Annotated in this window: 16 protein-coding genes and 1 tRNA gene; 11 read left to right on the forward strand and 6 right to left on the reverse strand. The window is 73.6% G+C overall.

Annotation, left to right across the window (positions count from 1 at the left end; all coding sequences use genetic code 11):
- Positions 1-74 precede the first annotated feature (74 nt).
- Both ACFYUS_RS10950 and ACFYUS_RS10955 read left to right on the forward strand, forming a co-directional pair.
- Positions 75-935, forward strand: a complete 861-nt coding sequence (locus ACFYUS_RS10950; protein ID WP_388848437.1) for a hypothetical protein — start codon at positions 75-77, stop codon at positions 933-935.
- Positions 936-1058: 123 nt separating this feature from the next.
- A complete protein-coding gene (locus ACFYUS_RS10955) occupies positions 1059-2408 on the forward strand; it encodes an esterase-like activity of phytase family protein (protein WP_388848440.1) in 1350 nt (449 codons plus the stop codon).
- Positions 2409-2428: 20 nt separating this feature from the next.
- On the opposite strand, the gene ACFYUS_RS10960 is transcribed toward ACFYUS_RS10955, so the two are convergent.
- Positions 2429-4084 carry an IucA/IucC family protein gene (locus tag ACFYUS_RS10960; protein WP_388848443.1) on the reverse strand — a complete coding sequence of 552 codons (1656 nt, stop codon included), beginning with the start codon at positions 4082-4084 and terminating at the stop codon, positions 2429-2431.
- Here ACFYUS_RS10960 and ACFYUS_RS10965 point away from each other — a divergent pair.
- Positions 4083-5771, forward strand: a complete 1689-nt coding sequence (locus tag ACFYUS_RS10965) for an IucA/IucC family protein (RefSeq protein ID WP_388848446.1) — start codon at positions 4083-4085, stop codon at positions 5769-5771. The two genes, ACFYUS_RS10960 and ACFYUS_RS10965, sit on opposite strands and share 2 nt — an antisense overlap.
- Before the next feature lie 15 nt (positions 5772-5786).
- On the opposite strand, the gene ACFYUS_RS10970 is transcribed toward ACFYUS_RS10965, so the two are convergent.
- The 3 genes from ACFYUS_RS10970 to ACFYUS_RS10980 form a co-directional block, all read right to left on the reverse strand.
- The gene (locus ACFYUS_RS10970; RefSeq protein ID WP_388849164.1) at positions 5787-6458 is read right to left on the reverse strand and encodes a DUF4097 family beta strand repeat-containing protein; all 672 of its coding nucleotides are present in this window, start codon (positions 6456-6458) and stop codon (positions 5787-5789) included.
- 264 nt (positions 6459-6722) lie between these two features.
- Positions 6723-7220, reverse strand: a complete 498-nt coding sequence (locus ACFYUS_RS10975) for a hypothetical protein (RefSeq protein ID WP_388848449.1) — start codon at positions 7218-7220, stop codon at positions 6723-6725.
- 275 nt (positions 7221-7495) lie between these two features.
- A tRNA-Arg gene (locus tag ACFYUS_RS10980) sits at positions 7496-7568 on the reverse strand.
- 301 nt (positions 7569-7869) lie between these two features.
- On the opposite strand from ACFYUS_RS10980, the gene ACFYUS_RS10985 reads away from it, so the two are divergent.
- The 8 genes from ACFYUS_RS10985 to ACFYUS_RS11020 all read left to right on the forward strand — a co-directional run bounded on the left by ACFYUS_RS10985 (position 7870) and on the right by ACFYUS_RS11020 (position 17303).
- Complete coding sequence (locus tag ACFYUS_RS10985; RefSeq protein ID WP_388848452.1) at positions 7870-9489, forward strand: dynamin family protein; 1620 nt, start codon at positions 7870-7872, stop codon at positions 9487-9489.
- A 1-nt stretch (position 9490) separates the two neighbouring features.
- A complete protein-coding gene (locus tag ACFYUS_RS10990) occupies positions 9491-11323 on the forward strand; it encodes a GTPase (RefSeq protein WP_388848455.1) in 1833 nt (610 codons plus the stop codon).
- A 171-nt stretch (positions 11324-11494) separates the two neighbouring features.
- Positions 11495-11953 carry a single-stranded DNA-binding protein gene (locus ACFYUS_RS10995; protein WP_388848458.1) on the forward strand — a complete coding sequence of 153 codons (459 nt, stop codon included), beginning with the start codon at positions 11495-11497 and terminating at the stop codon, positions 11951-11953.
- A gap of 225 nt (positions 11954-12178) precedes the next feature.
- Positions 12179-13633, forward strand: a complete 1455-nt coding sequence (locus ACFYUS_RS11000) for an LAETG motif-containing sortase-dependent surface protein (RefSeq protein ID WP_388848461.1) — start codon at positions 12179-12181, stop codon at positions 13631-13633.
- A 488-nt stretch (positions 13634-14121) separates the two neighbouring features.
- Complete coding sequence (gene ettA / locus ACFYUS_RS11005) at positions 14122-15786, forward strand: energy-dependent translational throttle protein EttA (protein ID WP_388848464.1); 1665 nt, start codon at positions 14122-14124, stop codon at positions 15784-15786.
- Between the two features lie 7 nt (positions 15787-15793).
- On the forward strand, positions 15794-16219 hold the full coding sequence (locus tag ACFYUS_RS11010) for an acyl-CoA thioesterase (RefSeq protein ID WP_388848467.1): 426 nt from the start codon (positions 15794-15796) through the stop codon (positions 16217-16219).
- The gene (locus ACFYUS_RS11015) at positions 16216-16875 is read left to right on the forward strand and encodes a hypothetical protein (RefSeq protein WP_388848470.1); all 660 of its coding nucleotides are present in this window, start codon (positions 16216-16218) and stop codon (positions 16873-16875) included. Before ACFYUS_RS11010 ends, ACFYUS_RS11015 begins: the two co-directional genes overlap by 4 nt.
- Positions 16872-17303, forward strand: coding sequence for a GNAT family N-acetyltransferase (locus tag ACFYUS_RS11020; RefSeq protein WP_388848473.1), 432 nt, complete (start codon positions 16872-16874; stop codon positions 17301-17303). The genes ACFYUS_RS11015 and ACFYUS_RS11020 overlap by 4 nt, the downstream gene beginning before the upstream one ends.
- Here ACFYUS_RS11020 and ACFYUS_RS11025 read toward each other — a convergent pair.
- Both ACFYUS_RS11025 and ACFYUS_RS11030 read right to left on the reverse strand, forming a co-directional pair.
- Positions 17300-18262, reverse strand: a complete 963-nt coding sequence (locus ACFYUS_RS11025) for an ABC transporter ATP-binding protein (RefSeq protein ID WP_388848477.1) — start codon at positions 18260-18262, stop codon at positions 17300-17302. The two genes, ACFYUS_RS11020 and ACFYUS_RS11025, sit on opposite strands and share 4 nt — an antisense overlap.
- Positions 18259-21054: an FtsX-like permease family protein gene (locus ACFYUS_RS11030; protein ID WP_388849167.1), complete on the reverse strand. Its 2796-nt coding sequence runs from the start codon at positions 21052-21054 to the stop codon at positions 18259-18261. Before ACFYUS_RS11030 ends, ACFYUS_RS11025 begins: the two co-directional genes overlap by 4 nt.
- Positions 21055-21096: the final 42 nt, after the last annotated feature.

A 21096-nucleotide genomic window follows, 5' to 3' on the forward strand; every position in this document is an offset into this window, starting at 1 on the left:
CCCGACGCCGCCGGTTCACCGGGGGCACGTCCGCGGGTCACGCGGTCCTCACCCGCGCTCGTGAGCATCGGCGCATGACCTTCCTGCCCCGTGCCACGCGCCCGGTCCTCGCCGGTTCGGCCGTCGCCCTCGCCGTCGCGCTCCTCGCCCCGACCTCGCCGGCGTACGCGGCGGCCAACGCCGTCCCGACGTACGAGGTGAAGATCAACCTCACGACGGCGGCCCTCGACGCGGGCTTCGCGCCGAGCGCCGCGGTCAGGTCGGCGTTCGGGATCACCGGTTCCGCCAAGGCCCGCTCGTACAGCTACTACGACACCGACGGGCTCGCGCTCGACGCCCAGGGCTGGAGCGTCCGCCTCCGCCACAAGAGCGGCTCGTCGTTCGAGGAGACGTACAAGAAGCGGTTCCCCGTCACGAACGGCGACATCGACGCCGCGCTCACCACGGCCAACGCCGCCGGCTTCGACAGCGGCGACACCAACTACGACGCCGAGGTCGACTGGGGCTACGCCAAGCAGACCCTCAGCTTCTCCAACGAGAAGTCCCACAGCTCCAGCGGCTACTCGGGCACCGCGATGCCCACGAGCACCACCGGCCGCACCTGGCTCGTCAACGACATCCCCGGCAAGCTGGAGAACTGGAACGCCGCCGGCTGGGGCAAGACCACGCTCCAGGCCTCCCGCGCCCACGGACCGGTCACCGCCAAGGTGTACGGGGGCGCCTGGGGCCCCTCCGACGACGCGAGCATCGAGGTGCTGCCGGTCGTCGGCGCGAACGGGACGGGCACCGAGTACGTCGTCGAACTGTCCTTCAAGACCTCCTCGTACGCCGACGCGGCCACCCTGCACACGGACGCCATCGACGTCGCCGAGGCGAACGGCTGGCTGTACCACGGGGACATCCTCAAGACGCAGCTGATCCTCGACCGGTACTAGGCGGACCGCGCGTTCACCCAGGGCTCACCCGGGCGTCGCGAACGCGCCGCCCGGAATTGAGTGAAGGACTGGACCATGAGGCCGCCCTCACCGGCGACTTTCCATGTCATCCAGGGAGTTCAGATGAATCCGCTGAGCGCGCGTCTCCTGCGCCGGCCCGCCCTCGTCGTCCTGCCGTTCTCCGCCGCGCTCGCGTGCTCGGTGGTCGTCGGGACGGCCGACGCCACGCCGGCGCACCACGGCGAGCCCGCCGGCCGGGTCGTCTCCACCGCGACCCTGCCCGACATCCCGCTGGCCGGCTTCAGCAACGGCCTGCTGCCGGGCAGCGTCGCCGACGACCGGGGCGTCGCCCTCGGCGGCATCGGCAGCGACCTCTACCCGGCCGGGCGGCGCGGCGAGTACTGGACCGTCACCGACCGGGGCCCCAACGGACAGATAGCCGTCGGCAAGGACAAGCGGCGCACCTTCCCCGTGCCCGGCTTCGACCCGGCCATCGTCAAGGTCCGGGCCGAGGGCGACCGGCTCCGGGTCCTGAAGTCGATCCCGCTGACCACGGCGTCGGGCGCGCCCGTGACCGGGCTGCCCAACCAGGCCGGCCGCGACGAGGCCCCGTACACGTACGACGCCTCCACCCCGCTCACGTACAACCCGAACGGCCTCGACACCGAGGGCCTCGTCCGCGACCGGGACGGCAGCTTCTGGCTGGTCGACGAGTACGGCCCCTCGCTCGTGCACGTCTCCCCGAAGGGCCGGATCCTCGCCCGCCACGTCCCCCGGGGCCTGGGCCTGACCGGCACCGACTACCCGGTCGTCGAGTCCCTGCCGTCGATCTTCCTCCAGCGCAAGATCAACCGCGGCTTCGAGGGCCTCGCGCTGCTCCCCGACGGCGACCTCGTCCTCGGCCTCCAGAGCCCCCTGCTCCACCCCGACAAGGTCTCCGGCGAGAACTCCCGCACCACCCGCCTGCTGCGCTTCTCGCCCCGAGAGAACCGGGTCACCGCCGAGTACGCCTACCGCTTCGACGCCGTCGACGTCGTCGAGCCCGGCCAGACCAAGACCTCCGAACTGAAGCTCTCCGCCCTCGTCGCCCTCGGCGGCGACCGCCTCCTCGTCCAGGAGCGCACCGACAAGGCCGCCCGTCTCTACGAGGTCCGTCTCCGTCCCGCCTCCGACATCCTCGGCACCACCTGGGACACGGCGGCGACGCCCACCCTGGAGCAGCTCGACGACACGGCCGCGGCCGGGGCGCCGGTCCTCGACAAGCGCCTCGTCATCGACCTGAACACGGTCGAGGGCGTTCCCGGCAAGATCGAGGGCGTCGCCGTCGAAGGCTCCTCGACGCTCGTCCTCCTGAACGACAACGACTTCGGCATGACGGACGGCCCGGCGGCCTTCGACGCGAACGGCCGACTCGTCGACAGCGGCGTGGAGACCATGCTCGTACGGGTCAGGCTGGACCGCCCGGTCCACTGACGGCCGTTCGGCGGCCGTCCTCAGTACAGCGGATTGGGCATGGGCACGTAGCGGGCGTCGGCACCGTCCACGTCGAGCCAGCGCAGGAGCAGGTTGGTCTTGGCGGGCACGTGCGGAGAGCCGAGCAGCTCCCGGACCTCCGCCGGGCCGCCGTGCTCCGCCGCGTACCCGGCGAACACCGCCCGCGCCCGGGGCCACAGCTCACCGGCGAGCTCCGGATGGCGGTCGGTGAGGGTGCCGGCGATCTCGGACAGGTTGTTCGTCACCAGGCAGTACGCCAGCCGCTCCCAGCCGTGCGCCGCGTCCAGGACCGGGGCGGGCCCCCGCGCCGCGAACCGGTCCAGGAGCGCGCGGTGCCGCTCGGCGACGATCCGTACGCCCTCGTGGTCGCGGAAGACCACCCGCGCAGGGAGGCCGGCGCCGTCCACGCCGACGAGGACGTTCTGCAGGTGGCACTCCAGGACCAGGCCGTGCGCCCGCCAGGCGTGCAGCACCGGCGGCACCAGCTGGTCGAGGTAGCGCTGCCACCAGACGAGCGCCCGCTCGGCGGTCAGCCCGTCGAGCGGGTTGCCGGGGAAGCCCTCGGCGATGCCCGCCGCGAGCAGCGGCGTCACCCCCGGCGGCAGATGCGGCCGCAGGCCCTCGCGGGCGATCACCGCGAAGCCCTCGTAGGCGTGCTGCCCGCCGAGGTCGGCGGTGCGATAGCCCCGGTCGGCGAGGAAGACCGCCGTGGGCAGCGGCTCGAAGGCGGGCGCGAGCAGCTCGCCGACCGTCCGCAGCCACAGCAGGTCGCGCAGCTCCAGGCGCCGGTTCCCGTTGGTGATCCGCACGTCCAGGCTGAGCTTGCAGAAGAGGTCGGCCTCCGGCAGGTACACCGTCCGCACGGAGGAGGTCGCCACGGCCGGCCCCGCCCCCGGCGCGGTGGTGCCGAGCCGCAGCAGCCGCCCGTCGCGGAACGCGGGCAGCCCGTCCGCGTGGAGCAGGTCCAGCTCCCAGGGGTGGACGGGGAGCGGTACGTAGCCCTCCGGGGCGGCCCCGTCGGTGAGCACGTCGAGGAGCGACAGATCGCCGTCCTCCGCGACCACGTCGGCCCGGACCCCGAGGAGCTCCAGCGGGAACCGGGCGTACGCCTCCGGCGCGTACGGCAGCCAGCTCTCCGGGGCGCCCGTGCCGCGCGCCTTGGGTGCCGGGTGGTACCGGTGCCCGGCGAGCAGCGCCTGCTCCGACCGCAGGTACGGGTCCTCCGGCGGCCCCGTGGACGCCCGCGCCTCCTGGAGCGCCGCGATGACGTCCCGGCTGGCGGTCATCTCGCCGACGACGGTCCTGTTCGTGACCCCGGTGCGGCGGGCGAGCTCGTCCGCGGTCAGCGCCACGAGGGCCTCGAAGGTCAGCGGGAGCCAGCCGCCGTCGGTCCGGACACAGGGATCGGCGGGCCGGCGCCCGGCCCGCACCCGCAGCAGCCGACCGGTCTCGGGGAGCCGGTGGACGGCATGATCCGCGTCCACGTCCGCACCTGATCCGGGCCGGGCCACCTCCCGGATCAGACAGTTCAGGAGGGCGGTGGTCGACAGGGCGTCCGCCCGGTCCTTGGCTTCGCTCACGACAGCGCCTTCCACCCGTGCCCCGGAGGTTCCTCCACCGGTAGGGACATCTTGCGCCGGGTAGTGAGCCTTCATGCACTTCGCTCCGGATCACGACACGGGCGTACGCGACGCGGCACGCGCCCCCGAGGCCGCCTTCGCCGCCCAGCTCGCGGACGCGGCCCCCGGGCTCCTCGCCGCCTACCGCCAGGAGCTCCCCCCGGCCCGGGCGGCCGTCCTCGGCCGACTGTGGCGCGCCCTGCTCCACGAGCCGCTGCCGGGCATCGCGGCCCGCGACGCGCACACCGGGCGCGTGGACCTCGCCGACGGCCGGATCCTGACCGGCCCGCCCCGCCTCCCGTACGACCTCGTGGCCCCCGGGGAGGACACGACCGTACGGCTCGACGCCCACGCCCACGACCACCCGGCCACCCTCCTCGCCGCACTCGCCCTCCCGGGCGCCGACGCCCTCGTCGCCGAACTCGGCGACAGCGTCGCGTCCTTGGCGCTGTCCCGGGCGGGGGCGGGGAGGGCTGTTCCCGGGCCCGCCCCCGCGGACGACCCCCTCGCGTACGTCGAGCAGGGCGTCGTCGACGGGCACCCGTACCACCCCTGCTGCCGCAGCCGCCCCGGCCTCTCGGTGGCCGAGCAGCTGGCGTACGCGCCCGAGCACCGCCCGGTCGTCGGCCTCGACCTGGTGGCGGTCCCGGCCGACCGGTGCCGGGTCGCGGGGGAGTGGCCGGACCGGCTGCGCGACGGGGACCGGCTGCTGCTGCCCGTGCACCCCTGGCAGAGCGCGCACGTCCTGCCGGAGCTCGGACACCGGCCGTACGCCACCGGCGCGATCCCCGCCCGGCCGCTGATGAGCGTACGGACCCTCGCCCCGCTCGACGGGGGCCCGCACCTGAAGACGGCACTGACCACGCGGATGACCAGCGCGATCCGCGACATCTCGGCGAGCGGCGTCGAGAACAGCGCACCGCTCTCGGCCCTGCTGACGCGCGTCGTGGCCGACCTCGCCGACACCCTGCGGATCACCCGCAACCTCGCCGGCGCCTCCGCGCTCGTACGCGGCGAGCCCAGCGGCGACCTCGCCGTCCTGCTCCGCGAGTCGCCGTCCGCCGCCGCGCGCCTGCGGGCGGGGGAGACGGTCCTGCCGGTGGCGGCCCTCGCCGCCCGCCCCGCCGGCGACGGACCGCCCCTGATCCGGGCGCTCCTGGCCTCCGCCGGCGCCCCGGGCGCGGGCGCCGACTGGCTGGCCGCCTTCGCCGCCCTCGCCGTACCGCCCCTCGTCCGCCTCCTGAGCCGGGGTGTCGCGCCCGCCGCCCACGGGCAGAACCTCCTGGTCGTGCTCGACGCGCACGCCCGCCCCCGCCGCCTGGTCTACCGCGACCTCGCCGACGTCCGGCTGAGCCCGAACCGCCTCGCCCGGCACGGCTTCGACGCCGCCGCCGTCGGCGGGCGGGTGATCGACGACGACCCCGCCCTGCTCCGGACGATGCTCTTCGGCCACCTCTTCGGCACCACCTTCGGAACCCTGGTCTCCGCCCTGTCCGACCGGGACCGGACGGCCGGTGCGCGACTCTGGTCGACCGTCGCCGCCGCTGCCCACCACGCGTACGACGACCTCCCCGCGACCCCGGAGAACCGCACCGACCGCGCGGCCCTCTCCGCCCCGGAACTCCACGTCAAGGCCCTCACCCTGATGCGCCTGCACGGCGCGGACCACGACGAGTGGATCCCGGTCCCCAACCCACTGGCCCGTACGCGGCGGCCTTCATGAGGGTCTACGGGCCCGTCAGAGGCTGCGGGCCGTGATGTCGCCGTAGGAGGTGGTGGCCCGGATGGCAAGCCCGGCGGCGGAACCCCCGTCGTTCCGAAGGGAGTTGCGGATCCGGCCGTAGGCGGTGCCGGCGTCGAGGGAAGCGGAGACACCACGGGCGGCGCCGACACTGATCCCACCGGCCTCGGTGCGCAGCACGACGGTGCCGCGCACGGCCTCGTCGACCCGGATCTCGCCCTTCAGGCTCCTGATGTCGGCATCGCCGCCGAGCCGCCCGACCGTGATGTCACCGGCCTGCACGCCGAGGCGGGCGCTCGCGGTCTCATCGAGCTTGACGGCGCCCTGCGCCCCCTCGAACACGACGTCCCCCAGCCGCCCCACCCCACGCAACTCGGCAGCGGCCCCCTTCGCCTCGACCCGAGACCCGGCAGGCAGCTGGACCGTCACCTCGACCGCCCCGGACGGCCCGAACAACTCGTTCTTCGCCGCAGGCCCCGCGACCCGCAGAACACCGTCCACGAAAGAGACTTCGGTCCGCTCGGCCGCCCGCACGTCACGACTCCTGGAGGCGTCGGCCGGCAGGACCTCGACGGTGGTGTCGTCCCGATCGGCCGCGATGAGCCGGATACGCCCCGAGGGGATGTCGAGAACGGCGGAGACGGGGGCGGTGGTGGTGAACTTCTGCACGGTACTTCTCCTTGGACTCGTCGTTTCCGATGCAGGAAAAGCTACGTTGCGTTCGTGGGTCTGGCAACGCGAATGTTGCGCGAGATCGCCATCATTACAGGTAGATGCCAAGATTTCGTTGCAACGACTCTGGGGATAACGCAACGCCCGGAGCGCCATTCATTGCAATGGGATGAAAGTGAACGCCATGCGCGCACCCTCGGCCCGTGAACTGCGCGGGCGCGGGCGCCGGTACGGCCCCACCCGCCCTCGCGCACCCGCACCTCACCAGTGGGTGAAGTCATGGACGCCGGCGGGGGCACAGGGGTCCTGGACAGGGGAGCGGTTGACGTCGAGCTCGTCGGGGACGAGTGAGGGCGGCGCGGCCATGAGGGCGGTGTCGCCGACACGCACCCGCCCGCTGCCGTCCCGGAGGGAGACGTCGAGCCCGAGCCGGCCGGCGACGCCGGGCGTGGTGACGTCCAGCCGTGCGGTGGCGCGGTCCCGGAGGGGAAAGCCGTCCAGCCGCAGGCCGCTGCCGCCCTCCCCGTCGCCCTGGGGCCGAAGCGTCGAGGCGGCGGCGCGCAGCGCGTCCCCGAGCTCGAACGTGACGCCGTCGAGGGCGTCGAGCGCCTGCCGGCGGGCATCGACGAGCGGAATGCCCACGGGATCGGTGCCGTCCGGCGCGGGAGGGCGGACGAGCACCTGCCGGAAGGCCGCGATGGGATGGGTCCAGGGGATGCTGCCACCCTGCGGCTCGACCAACGGCACGTCGTACGCCACCGCCCCCTCCATCCGACGCCCGTCCCGCAGCACGACCCGAGCGCCCCCCGCCGGTCCGGCGGCGCCAGACCCCCCCCCCGGACGAGCCCCGCTTCACCCGTGCCCGAGAGCGGCGCCGACGTGAAGCGGAACAGCTGCCCCGTCAGGGTTCCGGCGCAGGTCCGGCATCCCCTCGTCGTCCCACCGCGACCATTCGTCCGGTGCGGCGCCGCGCTTCGGCCGAAAGCCATTCCCGAGCAGCAAAAAGACCCTCCCGAAGGAGGGTCTTCGTCGTGCGCCCCCGGCAGGACTCGAACCTGCGGCCAAGTGCTTAGAAGGCACCTGCTCTATCCACTGAGCTACGGGGGCCGGGTGGTGGCCGTGTGGCCAGGAGCCCCTGGTGGGTGGGGTGTGCCTGCCGGGACAAGGATAGGGCTCCGATCGCCTTGGCCTGGTTGCTTCACCTGCGTGGCACGATGTGGAGGTTCGGTGAAGCGAACCGATAATCGCAGGCAGGTGCGATTCGCGCAGCGCTTTTCACGCCACTCGGGGCGGGTGTTGTGCACTCGTTATGCCCGGCCTTCCGGCCACCACCCTTCTCTTCGGCGCGCAGGGTCGCAATAGGCTTCAAAAAGACTCATAAATTGGGCATTCTTCGCATGTGGTGACCTTGGACGAACGGCCTCAGCTGATCGACGCACTCTCCGCCCTGCGCGACCGAGTCGCGGCCGTGCGTCTCCCACTGCCCCTCCCGGACACGCCCCGCGCCCGCCAGACCCGGACCGAGCTGCTGGCCCAGCTCGACGACTACCTGGTGCCCCGCCTGAAGGACCCCGACGCCCCGCTCCTCGCCGTCGTGGGGGGATCGACCGGGGCGGGGAAGTCCACGCTGGTCAACTCCCTTGTCGGGCGCCGGGTCAGCGAGGCGGGGGTGCTCAGGCCCACGACGCGGACGCCCGTGCTCGTCTGTCATCCCGAGGACCACCACTGGTTCGCCGGAATGCGGGTCCTCCCGCAGCTCACCCGCGTCTGGCTGCCCCAGGCCGACGAGGACCACCCCGTCGACGAGCCCGCCCCCGAGGAGAACGCGCTCCGCGTCGAGACGGCCTCCTCGCTGCCCCGGGGGCTCGCCCTGCTCGACGCGCCCGACATCGACTCCCTCGTCGTCGAGAACCGGCTCCTCGCCGCCGAGTTGATCTGCGCCGCCGACATCTGGGTGATGGTCACCACCGCCTCGCGGTACGCCGACGCCGTGCCCTGGCACCTGCTCCGTACCGCCAAGGAGTACGACGCCACCCTCGTCACCGTCCTCGACCGCGTCCCCCACCAGGTCGTCGGCGAGGTCTCCCGGCAGTACGGGGCGCTGCTCGACAAGGCCGGTCTCGGCCACGTACCCCGGTTCACCATCCCCGAGCTGCCCGAGTCCACGGGCGGCGGCAGCGGACTGCTGCCCGAGAGCGCCGTCGCCGAACTGCGCGGCTGGCTCTCCCACCGCGCCGTGGACCCGGCCGCCCGCCAGCAGGCCGCCGACCGGACCGCCTCCGGTGTCATCGACTCCCTCGACGCCCGGCTTCCCGAGCTGGCCGGCGCGGTCGCCGCCCAGTACGCCACCGCCGTCCGCCTCGGCGGCGTCGTCGAGGCCGCGTACCGGGAGCAGGGCAGGCGGGTCCGCAAGGAGCTCGGCCGCGGTGCCGTCCTCGCCGGCGACGCCCGCACCCGCTGGCGCGGCTACCCCCGTGACAGCACCGCCGACGAGCTCCTGGACGCCCTCGCCGAATCCCTCGCCGCCCTCCTCCACTGCGCGGTCTCCGCCGCCGAGGAGCGCATCCGGGACACCTGGCGCCGCGAACCCGCCTCCGAGGCCCTCGGCCCCCTGCGGGCCGGCGGCGACCGGGAGGCGGCGGAACGCATCGGCGTGGAGGTGCGCCGCTGGCGCCGCGTCCTCGAAGAGCTCGCCGAGGAGGAGGTACGGGAGGTCGAGCGGCCCTCCGGCTCGCGCGCGGCCCGCACCGCCGTCCCCGAGCCCGACACCGTCGCCGCCCTCATCGCCGCCTCCCTCCTCGGCGGCCGCCGCGCCCGCGCCGCCGGCGAACGCCTCGCCGAACTCCTCGGCGCCCAGACCGCCCTGCGGCTGCGCGACAAGGGCGGCGAACTCGTCCTCTCGTACGTCGACCGAGTCCTGCACGCCGAGCGCGACCGGCGCCTCGCCCCCCTCGAAGCGCTCGACGTGACCCCCGAGCCGCAGGCGGAGCTGATCGCCGCGCTCTCCGTACTGCAGAAGGAGAAGTGACGTGGTGGACGAGCAGCTTGGACGTGACGGGCGGCGCGGTCACGAGCCCGAGCGTGGTGCCGGGCGCTGGGACGACGGGCTGATCGCACGGCGGGCCGCCGAGCGGACCGCCGTCGCCGAGGAGGCGCCGCGCGAACCGACGGAGGAGGACGCCATGCCGCCCCTCGGCGGCAGCTACGGCGGGCCCCTCCGCAACCGCCTCGACGCCCTCCACGAGCTCGTCGGACTCTCCCGCACCCGCGTCGAGAGCGAGGCGCTCGCCGAGGCCGGGCGCGTCCTCGACGAGGCCGCCGCCCGCCAGCGGCTCTCCTCCCGGCACACCGTGATCGCCCTCGCCGGAGCCACCGGCAGCGGTAAGTCCACCCTCTTCAACGCCCTCGCCGGCGTGCCCGTCTCCGAGACCGGCCTGCGCCGCCCCACCACCTCCGCGCCCATCGCGCTCAGCTGGTCCGAGGGCGCCGCCGGCCTCCTCGACCGGCTCGCGGTGCCGAGCAGGCTGCGCCGCCGCCCCCTCGCGGGGGGAGCCGCCGACGCCGAGCTCCAGGGGCTCGTCCTCGTCGACCTGCCCGACCACGACTCGGCCGTCACCGCCCACCGCGACCAGGTCGACCGGGTCCTCGGCCTCGTCGACGCCGTGATCTGGGTCGTCGACCCCGAGAAGTACGCCGACGCAGCCCTCCACGAGCGCTACCTGCGGCCGCTCGCCGGGCACGCCGAGGTCACCTTCGTCGTCCTCAACCAGATCGACCGGCTCGGCACCGAGGCCGCCGACCTCGTCCTCGACGACCTCCGCCGCCTCCTCGACGAGGACGGCGTGGCGCTCGGCGAGCACGGCGAGCCGGGGGCCACGGTCCTCGCGCTCTCCGCGCTGACCGGCGAGGGCGTGCCCGAACTGCGCGAACTCGTCGCCCGGTTCGTCCAGGAACGCACCGCCCCCGAACGCCGCCTCGCCGCCGACATCGACGCCGCCGCGGCCCGGCTGCGCCCCGCGTACGTCGCCGACGGGCGGCCCGGCCTCGACGAGCGGTCCAGGGACGCCTTCACCGACCGGCTCGCCGTCGCCGTCGGCGCCCAGGCCGCGGGCGAGGCCGCCGAACGGGTCTGGCGGCGCGGCGCCATCCGCGCCTGCGGCACCCCCTGGCTGCGGCTCTACCGCTGGTACGAGCGGCAGCGCGCGCACGGCTCCACCGACCCGCACCTCGCGGCCCCCGTCGAGGACGAGCTGACGGCCCGCCAGCGCGTCGAACAGGCCGTGCGGATCGTCTCCGACGAGGCCTCGCGCGGGCTCCCGACGCCCTGGGCGCAGGCGGTCCGCGAGGCGGCCGCGCGCGGGGCCGAGGGGCTTCCGGAGGCCCTGGACGAGCTGACGGTCTCCCTCGGGGACCCGGCGGCCCGGCCGCCCCGCCCCGCCTGGTGGCCCGCGGCCGTCCTCACCCAGGCGGTCATGACGCTCCTGCAGATCTTCGGAGCGCTCTGGCTGGTGGCGCAGATCGTCGGCGTCGTCGAGCCGGGCCTGCTGCCGCCGGTCCTCGTGATGCTCGGCGGGATCATCGGCGGTCCGCTGGTCGAATGGGCCTGCGAGGGCGCCGTGAAGGGACCGGCCCGCCGGTACGGGCAGGAGGCCGAACGCCGCCTGCGGGAAGCGGCCGCGGCCTGCGGCCGGGCCCGGGTCCTCGACCCGGTGGCGGCGGAGCTCGTGCGCTACCGGGAGGTGCGCGAGCAGTACGCGACGGTCGTCGGCACCCGGCCGTCGGCGGCCGCCCGGGTGGTGGGCGGAAGCCGTTCCGGTACGAGGCGGCTGGGGGCGACGCGGACGGGGGTACGGGGGAGGTAGCGAGGGCCGAGGTGCCCGTTTCCCGCCCTTGCGGGTGAGGGAGTTGTCCCCAGGTACGCGGCTGTCCACAGGCCTGAGCAGGGTTCGCCCGACCGCCTCACCATGGTCCTCACGGGGTGTCCACGCAGCAGGACACAAGGACAGCAGGGCACCAGGACAGTGAGGGCGACCATGAACGACACGACCGTGACGCTCGTCGGCAACGTGGCGACGGCGGTGGAGTACCGGGACACGGCGGCCGGCGGGGTGGCCCGCTTCCGGTTCGCGGTGACGGCGCGCCGCTGGGACCGGGAGCGGGGCCTCTGGTCCGACGGGAACACCAGCTTCTACACGGTGTCGGCCTGGCGCGCGCTCGGGGCCAATCTCGCGGCCTCGGTGGCCGTCGGCGAACCGCTCGTGGTGCACGGACGGTTGAAGGTCCGCGAGGAGGAGCGCGACGGGCTGCGCAAGACGTTCGTGGACGTGGACGCGGTGGCCGTGGGGCACGACCTGAACAGGGGGACGGCGGCCTTCCGGCGTTCCCCGCGGGCGGAGCGGGCGGCGCCCGAGCCGCAGCCCGAGCAGGACCCGTGGACGGTGGCGGCGGAGGAGGGAACGGCCGTCACTCCGCAGCTGGTAACCGCTCCCTGACCTTGTGTTGTGGCGATTTGTCGACCAACTTGCGTGGGTGATAACGATTCCGAGTCGGAATGGTTATCTGACCGTAGGGCAGGGCACAGGGGGGTTTCCCGTCCCTAGGATTCCCGAATACTCGTGCGGCACATGAGCCCATTGAGTCTGTGAGTTCTGCTGGCGTGCGCTCCCCCCACGCGAATCGACCAAGTTCGCGGAGCGTCTCGCCCGGAGGGGAATCCAATGTTTTCAGTTCGTGGGCGTGGCGTTGCCCGCCTGGCAGCCACGATCCTGGTCTCCGGCCTCGTCGCGACCGGTGCGATAGCGACCGCCGGTCCGGCGCTGGCCGATGACGGCGCCCCGGGCGCCGGCGGTGTCACGGCGAAGTTCGGTGGTTTCACGGCGGACAAGGGCTCCATCGAGATCACCGAGAAGGACGGCACCGACGAGCAGGACGCCACCAAGTGGTCCGTCTACGGCGGTCTGTTCAAGATGGAGGTCGACGGCGGGGGCACGCTCTTCACCTACTGCATCGACCTCCGCACCGAGGCGAAGCACGACTTCGACTACAAGGAAGTCGGCTGGGACCAGTCCTCCCTGCACGCCAACGACAACGCGGGCAAGATCCTCTGGATCCTGGAGAACTCCTACCCGAAGCTGTCCGCCGAGACCCTCGGCGGCAAGGTGGGCGCCGACCTCTCCAAGGGGGAGGCCGCCGCCGGCACCCAGGCCGCGATCTGGACCCTCTCCGACGGCGTCGTCGCGACGCCGAAGGACGAGGACGCCGAGAAGCTGAAGGAGTACCTGCTGGAGAAGGCGGTCGGGCTCGACGAGCCGACGGCCTCCCTCAGCCTCTCCCCGGCCACCGTGGCGGGCAAGGCCGGCGAGAAGCTCGGCCCGATCACCGTCACCACCAACGCCACCGCCAAGCTCGCGACCGCCCCGGGCGCCCCCGCCGGCGTCCAGGTCGTCGACAAGGCCGGCAAGCCGGTCACCGACGCCAAGAACGGCGACCAGGTCTACCTCGACGTCCCGGCCGGCACCGCCGACGGCACCGCCGACCTGACCGCCGAGGCCACCACCAAGGTCTCGCTCGGCCGCGCCTTCGTCTCCATCGACGGCCCCTCGCAGACCCTGATCCTGGCCGGCTCCAGCGACTCCACCGTCACCGCCAAGGCCTCCGCCACGTGGGCCAAGAAGGGTGCCGTCCCGTCCGTCTCGGTCGCCAAGGACTGCGACAAGGGCGGCCTGGAGGTCATCGCCTCCAACAAGGGCGACGAGGCCTGGACCTTCGACCTGAAGGGCACCTCGTACACGGTCGCCGCCGGCGAGACGAAGACCATCACGGTCCCGGTCGCCGAGGACGAGGCGTACAACTTCACGATCACCGGCCCGAACGGCTTCGAGGAGACCTTCGAGGGCGTCCTGGACTGCAAGACGGCCACCCCCGGCCCGAAGCCGTCCGAGACCCCCTCCACCACCCCCTCGGCCACGCCTTCCACCCCGTCGACCACCGGCGGCACCACCGGTGACACCACGGGCGGCACGACCGGCACCACCGCGACCGGTGGCGGCGACCTCGCCGAGACCGGCAGCTCCAGCGCCACCCCGATGATCGCCGGCATCGCCGCCGCGCTCGTCGTGATCGGCGGCGGCGCGGTGTTCTTCCTCCGCAAGAAGAAGACCACCGGCCAGTAAGCCCGAGCCCAGGGTGCCGGGCCCGCGCCCGGCGCCCTGGCTCAGGCCCCGGCCCACGCCCGGCACCCCGGCTCAGGCCCCGGCCCACGCCCGGCACCCCGGCTCAGGCCTCAGGAGTGAGGCCCGGCCACAGGGAGTGAGGCTCAGCTTCGGCGCGTGAGGCCCCGCCTCGGCGGACGCGGCGCCGTCTCGACGGGCGAGGCCCCGGCTCGGTCGGTCTCGGTCGGTGAGACCCCGGCCCCGGCGAGTGAGGTACCGACCCCGCGGGGTGATCCGCGTCACACGCGCTTCCCGTCGAGGCCCCCGTACGACCCCGGACCGCATCCGCGCCCGGGGTCGTCGCACGTCCATGGCCCGAAACGGCCCCATTCCGCCCCCGGTGGACCCTGCCGGGGCCCCGCCCCGTGGCTCACCGGTTTCCGCCTGGGGGTGGCGGTCAGGCAAGATGGGGTGTATCTGCCCACTCACTCCTTGCCGGACGGTTTCTCTTGGCTGAGTACATCTACACGATGCGCAAGACGCGCAAGGCGCACGGCGACAAGGTCATCCTCGATGACGTGACGCTGAGCTTCCTGCCGGGTGCGAAGATCGGTGTGGTCGGCCCGAACGGTGCCGGTAAGTCCACCGTTCTGAAGATCATGGCCGGCCTGGAGCAGCCGTCCAACGGTGACGCGTTCCTGTCGCCCGGGTTCTCCGTCGGCATCCTCATGCAGGAGCCGAAGCTCGACGAGAGCAAGACCGTCCTGGAGAACGTCGAGGACGGCGTCGCCGAGATCAAGGGCAAGCTCAACCGGTTCAACGCGATCGCCGAAGAGATGGCGACGAACTACACCGACGAGCTCATGGAGGAGATGGGCAAGCTCCAGGACGACCTGGACCACGCCAACGCGTGGGACCTCGACGCCCAGCTGGAGCAGGCCATGGACGCGCTGGGCTGCCCGCCCGGCGACTGGCCGGTGAACAACCTCTCCGGTGGCGAGAAGCGCCGCGTGGCGCTCTGCAAGCTGCTCCTCGAGGCCCCCGACCTGCTGCTCCTCGACGAGCCCACCAACCACCTCGACGCCGAGTCGGTGAACTGGCTGGAGCAGCACCTCGCCCAGTACAAGGGCACCGTCGTGGCCATCACCCACGACCGGTACTTCCTCGACAACGTCGCCGAGTGGATCCTGGAGCTCGACCGCGGTCGCGCCCACCCCTACGAGGGCAACTACTCGACCTACCTCACCAAGAAGTCCGAGCGCCTCAAGGTCGAGGGCCAGAAGGACGCCAAGCGCGCCAAGCGGCTCAAGGAAGAGCTCGAGTGGGTGCGGTCGAACGCCAAGGGGCGCCAGGCCAAGTCCAAGGCCCGTCTCGCGCGCTACGAGGAGATGGCGGCCGAGGCCGACAAGATGCGGAAGCTGGACTTCGAGGAGATCCAGATCCCGCCGGGCCCGCGTCTGGGCTCCATCGTCGTCGAGGTCGAGAACCTCTCGAAGGCCTTCGGCGACAAGGTCCTGATCGACGACCTGTCCTTCACCCTGCCCCGCAACGGCATCGTCGGCGTCATCGGCCCGAACGGCGCCGGCAAGACCACGCTCTTCAAGATGCTCCAGGGTCTGGAGACCCCGGACTCCGGCACCGTCAAGGTCGGCGAGACCGTCAAGATCTCGTACGTCGACCAGAGCCGCGCCAACATCGACCCGAAGAAGACGCTGTGGGCCGTCGTCTCCGACGAGCTCGACTACATCAACGTCGGCCACGTCGAGATGCCCTCCCGCGCGTACGTCTCCGCGTTCGGCTTCAAGGGCCCGGACCAGCAGAAGCCGGCCGGCGTGCTCTCCGGCGGTGAGCGCAACCGTCTGAACCTGGCGCTCACCCTCAAGCAGGGCGGCAACCTGCTGCTCCTCGACGAGCCCACCAACGACCTCGACGTCGAGACCCTCTCCTCCCTGGAGAACGCGCTCCTGGAGTTCCCCGGTGCGGCCGTGGTCATCTCCCACGACCGCTGGTTCCTGGACCGAGTGGCCACGCACATCCTCGCGTACGAGGGCGACTCGAAGTGGTTCTGGTTCGAGGGCAACTTCGAGTCGTACGAGAAGAACAAGATCGAGCGCCTCGGCCCGGACGCGGCCCGTCCGCACCGTGCCACGTACAAGAAGCTGACCCGAGGCTGATCACCTCATGGCTCGGCACATCTACAGCTGTCCCCTGCGCTGGTCGGACATGGACGCCTTCGGGCACGTCAACAACGTCGTCTTCCTGCGGTACCTGGAAGAGGCGCGGATCGACTTCATGTTCCGGCTGGCGCCGGGGGACGGTTCCCCCTCGTTCTCCGGCGGGTCCGTCGTGGCCCGGCACGAGATCGACTACAAGCGGCCGCTGGTCCACCGGCACGAGCCGGTGACCATCGAGTCGTGGGTCACGAAGATAGGCGCGGCGTCCCTGACGATCGCCTACGAGGTCAAGGACGCCGACGTCGTGTACGTCCGGGCGTCCACGGTCGTCGTGCCCTTCGACCTGGAGGCGCAGCGCCCGCGGCGGATCACCGCCGAGGAGCGCGAGTTCCTCCAGGAGTACGTCGACGACGGGATGTCGTCCGCCGCATGACCGTGCTCGCACCGCTGCACTTCGCCGACGCCAGGGAGGCGGCCGCACTCGCCGCCTTCCTCACCCGGCTCGTCCACTACGACCGGGCCGCCGCCGTCCGCCTCCAGGCGGGCGGCGGGGCGCTGGCCGTCTTCGGCCGGCCGCCGTCGTTCGAGGTGCTCGCGATCCGTACGGCCCGCCTCGTCGACGCCGTCGACCTCGACGTCACCGTCTCCGCCGGTGAACTCCTCGACGGCATCGAGGAGTCGGCGGGCAAGGCGGTCGTCCCGGACTCCGTGACCGGCCCGCCGTGGACCGGTGTCCTCCCGCCGCGCGGCGGCTGGGAGCCGGTCCCCGGCCTGCCCGACGTCGCCGGGCTGCGGGGCGCCGTCGCGGCCGCCGTCGGCGAGTTCCGCACGCGGGACGAGGAGCTGCCGGAGGAGCGGCGCACCCGGGCCGGGCGCGACGCCCTCGGCCGCGAGATCTGGTCCCGGACCCTCGGCACCACCGGGCTGCCGCTGCGCGCCGTGCACGCCGCGCAGTCGCTGGGCTTCCTGCCGCCGGTGGAGGCGCCGGTGGCGCTGTTCTCCTCCGGGCCGTGGCTGCGGCTGCGCACCCCGTACGGCTCGATCGCGCTGCGCACCGTACCGATCGCGATGGGGCTCAGCCCCCGGTGACCGACGGCGACATCGGCATCGGCATCGACATCGACGTTGAGGTCGAGGTCGAGGTCGACGGGGTCCTCACCGGGGACGAGCTGAACGCCCTCTTCCGGGCCGCCTGGCCCGGGCACCGGGACACCGACTTCGGGCCCGTGTTCGCCCGCAGTCTGCTCCGGGTGACCGCCCGCCGGGCCGGGCGGCTCGTCGGATACGTGAACGCCGTCGGGGACGGCGGCGTCCACGCGTTCCTCCTCGACACCACCGTCCACCCCGACGAGCGCCGCCGCGGCCTCGGCGGCGCCCTCGTACGGGCCGCCGCCGCGGCCGCCCGCGAGCGCGGCGCGCACTGGCTGCACGTGGACTACGAGCCGCACCTCGCCGGCTTCCACGAGCGGTGCGGCTTCCGTCCCACGGCGGCCGGGCTCATGGACCTGACCTCCTAGGGCCTTTCCGCGTCGTCCGGCCACACCCCGATGTGGTCCTGCTCCAGTTCGAGGGCCACCCGGTGCTCCATGCCCAGGGACTCCGTGTACTCCGCCGGGAGCTGGAGCCGGCCCGCGCGGTCGAGCATCGCGTACTCCCGTGCCACGAGCGACTCCTGGCCCTGGGCGTCGACCTCCGTGCGGCGCAGGACCTCCGAGGAGGTGCGGCCGTCGCGGATGGCGACCGTGCGGCGGACCTCGGAGGCGACCGCCTGGTCGTGGGTGACGATCACGATCGTCGTGCCCAGCTCCTCGTTGGCGCGGCGGAAGGCCGCGAAGACCTGCTCGCCGGTGGCCGAGTCCAGCTCGCCCGTCGGCTCGTCGGCGAGGAGCACGGCCGGGTTGTTGGCCAGGGCGACCGCGATGGCCACCCGCTGCTGCTGGCCGCCGGAGAGCTGGTGCGGGCGCCGGTCCCGGATCTCCTGGATGCCCAGCATGGCGAGGAGCTCCTCGGCCCGCTCCGCCTTCTGCTTCGAGCGGCCCCGCAACTGCATGGGCAGCGCCACGTTCTGGGCGGCCGTCAGATACGGCAGGAGGTTGCGGGCGGTCTGCTGCCAGACGAAGCCGACGACCTCGCGGCGGTAGCGCAGCCGCGCCTTGCCGTCCATGCCGAGCAGGTCGCAGCCCGCGACCCGGGCCGCGCCGGCGGTCGGCACGTCCAGGCCCGCCAGGATGTTCATCAGCGTCGACTTGCCGGAACCGGAGGCGCCGACCAGGGCCATCAACTCGCCCTCCTTGACGAGGAGGTCGAGCCCCTGGAGCGCCTGCACCTCCACCCCGTCCGTGGTGAAGATGCGGACGAGCCGGTCGCAGGCGATGAGCGCGTCATGACCGTACGAGGGCCGGTCGCGGTGCGCCGTGGCCCGCCGCTCCAGCTCCTCCAGGGTCGTGTCGGACGGGGCCGTGCCGGTCTTCGTCATCGTGCGTCTCCTGCCCTGAGTTCCTTGATCGAGCCCCTGCGTCCCACCCACCACGCCTGTCCGACCGCCGCGAGCCCCGTGAGGACGACGACGGCGAGCGCGGGGAGCACCAGCGACCACGGGTCCGCCCGCAGCGGGGCGCTGTCCAGCGGGGCGAACTCCGGTGCCGTCCCGAGCGCGAGCCGGAACAGGTCGATGCCCGGGGCGAGCAGCGGCACCGTCGCCAAGCCGACGAGGATGCCGCCGAGCGCCGCGAGGACCGCCTGCGGCAGCGCTTCGAGGCCGAGCAGCCGCCGCGCCTGCTTCCGGGTGAGCCCCATCGTCCGCAGCCGCGCGAGGAGCGTGTTCCGCTCGGGCGCGCTCTGCAGGAGCGAGAGCAGCAGGGCGACCACGGCGAAGGCGGCGCCCGCGCCGATCGCGCCCAGGTAGATCCGCTCGGCGCCGGACTGGAGCGGCGAGTCCACGTACGTGGCCCGCTTCTCGCTGCGGAGCGCCACGTCGAGCCTGGACGACTTCGCCTTCACGGCGGCGCGCAGCGCGGTGCCGTCCACCGGTCCCGTGACGAGCAGCTGGGTGTTCGTCCGGTGGGTGAGGTCGGCGCCGTTGACGAGGAGGAAGTCCGCGTCGTCCAGGGCCGGGGTGGTGGAGCGGACCGCGACCACCTTCACCCGGAAGGCGCCCGCCGCCGCGATGATGCCGATCGGGGCGCGGCCGAGCCGTTCGGCGACCTTCGGCGAGGCGATCGCGGGCAGCACCCGCTCGGTGTCCGCGACGGCGTCCTCGCCGCCCTTCCCCGTCGAGGCGAGCAGCCCGGCGGGGAACGGCCCGAAGCCGGTCCGGTTCGCGAGCCGGGTGTACGAGGCGGGGTCGACGCCCACGATCGGCGCGCTCATCGGCTCGACGGCGGTCCCCTGGACGGACGGCAGGGAGACCCCGTACTCGATCTGGACCGGCGCCACGTCCCGCACGCCCGGCAGACCGCGCACCGACTCGGTGAGTCCGGCGGGCAGCGGGGTCCATTCGACGTAGCCGCCGATCCGGGCGTCCGCGCCGGTCGCCAGGAGCGCCGCCCGGTCGCGGGCGTCGGCGACGCCCGCGAGGACGGAGCCGCCGAAGGCCGCCGTGGCCAGCGCGAGGACGAGGGCGAGCAGCGGGAGGGTGCCCGAGGACGGGGCGCGTCCGGCGCGGGCCAGGGCCAGCGGTCCGACGGCCCCGCGCAGCCGGCGGGCCGGGCGGGCCAGCCAGCGCAGCGGCAGCGGGTAGATCCGTACGAGGACGGAGGCGGCGATCAGGCCGACGAGCACGGGTGCGGAGCTCACCAGCGGGTCGCCGGAGTCGCCGGAGCCGTCGGTGCCGCGCAGCCGCAGCGAGGCGACCGCGCCCACCGCGAGGACGAGCAGGGTGAGTTCGAGGACCGTGCGCCGCCGGGAGGGGCGCGCGGTGAGCAGGTCGTCGCGTCCGCCGTGCAGGCGCGGCCGCCGGTGGCGGACGACCGCCCGTACGGGCAGGACGAGCATCGCGATCAGGGCGACCAGGGCGGCGGCGAGGACGGAGGGGGCGAGGGGGATGCCGCCGGACCCGCCTTCGGGCGGCCGGACGGTCGCCACGGCGAGGCCGAGGGCGAGCGCGGCGGCCGGCAGGGTGACGGCCGAGGTCTCGCCGAGCAGCCGCAGGCCGATGCCGGTGAGGGAGGCGCCGCGGGAGCGGAGCAGCGCGAGCTCGCTGTCGCGGCGGGCGACGAACAGGCCGCCGGTCATCGCGAGGACGACCGCGGCGACCGTGCCGACCCCGAAGACGGCGACGGCCACGACCGGGTTGATCGCCTCGCGCATCGACCGGTACGAGTCGACGATCGCGTCGAGGTCGGTGGTGAGGGCGGCGTTGCCCCCGACGGCCTTGCGGAGCTTGACCAGGTCGGGGCCGCTGGCCGCCGAGTCGAGGGCGGAGGCGAGCCGGCCGGTGTCCCGGCCGGTGAGGTGGCCGGCCGTCGGCATGTACCGGAAGAAGAGCTCCGGCTCGGTGTTGGTGGAGAGGACGAGGGGTGCGGAGGTGGGGGAGAGGAGCAGCGCCCCCTGCCAGTAGTACTTGATCTCGTCGCCGACCTTGGCGGTCAGCGCCGGGGTGCGCAGCAGCGGTTCGACGGCCCAGTACGGGGACTGGGGGCCGCGGGGTTCCACGATCCCGGTGATCGTGACGGCGAGCGGTTTCGGGCTGGTCTTGCTCGGTACGTGCACGACGGAGCCGGGCTTCATGTGCAGGGACTCGGCGGTCTGCGTGGTCACGACGGCTTCCGGGGCGTCGGCCGTGCCCGCGGCGAGCCGGCCCTTCCGCAGCGTCGCGTGCTCGGGGAGACGGGACGGGGCGGAGAGCGCGAACTCCGGGAGGAGCCCGTCGGGCTGGGGCAGCCACGGGTCGAGGCCCTCGACGCGCTTGAGCGTGCGGACGCCGTGGACGGTCTGCTCCGGGTCGGTCAGGATCGGCTCGGGCAGCAGCGCGCGCGCCTCGTCGCTCTTCCGTTGGATGAGGCCGGGGTCCAGGCCGGGACCGTGTTCGGACAGCGGGATCGGGGTCGTCAGTTCGAGGACGGCGTTGCGGGGTTCGGCGCTCCGGATGTCGTGCCGCAGGCCCTCCGTCTCGTACCGGTCGACCGCGCGCGGCAGCGCCGCCGCGAGGTACGCGGTGACCAGGACGAGCAGGGCGAGGGCGGCGGCGGCCCAGGGGGCGGTCCGCAGCCGGGTCCGCACCCAGGGCGCCACCGCGCGGGCGGGCTTGTCGGACCGGGACCGGGGCATGTCGGGGGCCTTCCTGCGTACGGCGGGCACGTCGGTGCGGTC

The organism is Streptomyces sp. NPDC004284, from assembly GCF_042874035.1.
GTDB lineage: Bacteria > Actinomycetota > Actinomycetes > Streptomycetales > Streptomycetaceae > Streptomyces.

Bases quoted from the DNA above. Each gene is read 5' to 3' on its own strand.
- ACFYUS_RS10950 (WP_388848437.1), top strand. From the start codon at position 75: ATGACCTTCCTGCCCCGTGCCACGCGCCCGGTCCTCGCCGGTTCGGCC.
- ACFYUS_RS10955 (WP_388848440.1), top strand. From the start codon at position 1,059: ATGAATCCGCTGAGCGCGCGTCTCCTGCGCCGGCCCGCCCTCGTCGTC.
- ACFYUS_RS10965 (WP_388848446.1), top strand. From the start codon at position 4,083: ATGCACTTCGCTCCGGATCACGACACGGGCGTACGCGACGCGGCACGC.
- ACFYUS_RS10960 (WP_388848443.1), bottom strand. From the start codon at position 4,084: ATGAAGGCTCACTACCCGGCGCAAGATGTCCCTACCGGTGGAGGAACC.
- ACFYUS_RS10995 (WP_388848458.1), top strand. From the start codon at position 11,495: ATGAACGACACGACCGTGACGCTCGTCGGCAACGTGGCGACGGCGGTG.
- ACFYUS_RS11000 (WP_388848461.1), top strand. From the start codon at position 12,179: ATGTTTTCAGTTCGTGGGCGTGGCGTTGCCCGCCTGGCAGCCACGATC.
- ACFYUS_RS11010 (WP_388848467.1), top strand. From the start codon at position 15,794: ATGGCTCGGCACATCTACAGCTGTCCCCTGCGCTGGTCGGACATGGAC.
- ACFYUS_RS11015 (WP_388848470.1), top strand. From the start codon at position 16,216: ATGACCGTGCTCGCACCGCTGCACTTCGCCGACGCCAGGGAGGCGGCC.
- ACFYUS_RS11025 (WP_388848477.1), bottom strand. From the start codon at position 18,262: ATGACGAAGACCGGCACGGCCCCGTCCGACACGACCCTGGAGGAGCTG.
- ACFYUS_RS11030 (WP_388849167.1), bottom strand. From the start codon at position 21,054: ATGCCCCGGTCCCGGTCCGACAAGCCCGCCCGCGCGGTGGCGCCCTGG.